Source organism: Paramaledivibacter caminithermalis DSM 15212, assembly GCF_900142245.1.
GTDB lineage: Bacteria > Bacillota > Clostridia > Peptostreptococcales > Caminicellaceae > Paramaledivibacter > Paramaledivibacter caminithermalis.
In genome coordinates this window covers 1-2,241 of the sequence record NZ_FRAG01000128.1, presented here as the reverse complement: position 1 = coordinate 2,241, position 2,241 = coordinate 1, and the positions used below count along the sequence as shown (strand labels likewise).

The window sequence follows — 2,241 nt, the reverse complement described above, 5'->3', positions numbered from 1 at the left end:
ATGTAAACCACAAAATTTCAAAGGAAATAGTAAATATAGCTAAAGAAGAAAAAGCAATTATAAACTTAGAAGAATTAAAAAATATTAGAGAACGTATAAAATACTCGAAGAAAATGAATAAAAGGTTACATAATTGGAATTTTTACCAACTACAAACTTTCATAGAATATAAAGCTAATGCAGAAGGCTTAGAAGTAGTATATGTAAAACCAAACTATACGTCTCAAATGTGTAGTGCTTGTGAGCATATAGATAAAAGAAATAGACCTAATCAAAGCACTTTCAAATGCAAAGCTTGTGGCTATGAAGCCAATGCAGACTATAATACCAGTGTAAATATTGCAAATGTACTGTAGTGGGCTATATGTCAATTACAGGGGGCTATTGTGAATCTAGCCCATCCGTGTGAGGCTGTCTCAAGACGTAAACTCGTATGAGGCTAACAAAGGGACAATGAGGACATCAAATGTCGGAGTCACCTTTGAAGCCTCGAGTCTTGTACCCGAGGTAGTTCACTCATTTCGACAATATGTAATAATTACTCCATGATAGTAAATATGTATTGCAGTCATCACCATTTGTTATATAATTTGCTGTTAGACAATTATAGTATAAATATGGGAGGTTGATTATGTTTAAGCTTATAGGTTTAAGATTATCAGTTTTGTTTGTATTGGAATTTCTATCATTTTTTGTGCTAAATCATAATAGCTTTAATATTGATTACCTTATGGATTGGTTTCTTTTATGGAGTTTAATTAGTTTTGTATTATTATCTAAAAATCTTGTTAATTTAGGTACATTCAGTCCTCTGAGAATGGTAGGTGGTAATCAACAAGTTCAAAATTTAGCCGGAGAAGCTTCAGAAAGAATGTTTGATAGTTATAAGAAAAAATATAGAAACAATTTAAAATTAAATTACAAGCATTTACCTTATTTGATATGCTTATTAATTAATTTAATTGTATATTTTGTTTTTAAACTATTTTTTTAATATCAATATAACTTTATATAGTAATATTTTACCGTCGCATTATTTACAATTTTGTTGATCGTAGTAATATTTTACCATTAACTTATTTACATTTTATGTGATTTGATGTATAATATATATGAAATACAAAAAAATAACAAAGGGGATGAGATTTTATGAAAAGAACTTTATGATTATTTTTAGTGTTTGTTTTAGTGTTAGGATTTTCTATTTCTGTGTATGCTCAAGAACCAGATATGGTTATAGAGCCAAGAGAAATAGCTCCTTGCCCAGTACATGGTATTCACCAAATGGAACTTCAAAAGCCTTGGAATAATGTATATACAGACACAAGCGAAAAATATTATTGGATGTTAACAGCAGGTATGTATAAATGTGAATGTGGAGAAACTATCATATGTACAGGAAGACCGCATTTAGGACATGCCATAGGTGAGTATTATTTTGAAAGTGAGTTAAACTTTATTCGTGGTGTTGATTTTGACGAAATAGGATCGAGGTATTATTGGACTGATGAAACACCATTAGAGTCCAATAGTAATATGCTACCAGGTTTTAGGTTCACTTACTAAACAGACAACAATAATAATCGCGAATTTTTTTAAAGAATAAAATTAAATTAAATCCTAAAATGTACATATTTTATGCACATTTTTTTTTGCACAAAAATGACAAGCCATTAACCAGAGAAAGTAGTATTTCAGATTAAAAGGAGTAGTGATACGGTAGCTGTCATAAATTGCAAACTAATTAATTCTTTAACATGAACAAAATTGAGATATCATTACCATATATTGTATTGGCGTGAGTTTTATAGGATTATCTTGACTATATAGTGAAAACCTTAGTGTTTTCAAAAACAACATGAACTTATTGAATAGACTGTATTCTAATATAGATAGTATAGATAAGTCGGATATGTTGGCGAGACTCCTAAAAGTAGTATTAAAGTACGTTTCACTTTTACTTTGCATTTTAGAATGAAGATGCTGGTACTGTCCCTAGTAGGGCTGATTATATCAGGCTTTTAATTAAAATGGATATACTAACTAATATTGTCCAAAGGATAAAAGACGAAGAAAATCAGAAATGATACTTTGCTTAATAAATAGATAATTTTTAGGCAATTTCACATTGTAGTATCATATCTAATATCTACTTTGCCCCTGGTTACAGATTCGCTGGTACAGGGCCCAGTAAACTCTTTCTTTTTTTTACAGGCGGTATGATAAAACCTGCAATCCATT

3 protein-coding genes are annotated in these 2,241 nt (G+C 29.9%); all 3 read left to right on the top strand.

Annotated elements, in window-relative coordinates:
• Positions 1-356, top strand: a 356-nt coding sequence (locus tag BUB36_RS18785; protein WP_165613155.1) for an RNA-guided endonuclease TnpB family protein, incomplete at its 5' end; no start/stop codon positions are given.
• Between the two features lie 275 nt (positions 357-631).
• Complete coding sequence (locus BUB36_RS18780; RefSeq protein WP_073153839.1) at positions 632-994, top strand: hypothetical protein; 363 nt, start codon at positions 632-634, stop codon at positions 992-994.
• A gap of 182 nt (positions 995-1,176) precedes the next feature.
• On the top strand, positions 1,177-1,566 hold the full coding sequence (locus BUB36_RS18775; protein WP_131821377.1) for a hypothetical protein: 390 nt from the start codon (positions 1,177-1,179) through the stop codon (positions 1,564-1,566).
• The last annotated feature ends 675 nt before the right edge of the window (positions 1,567-2,241 follow it).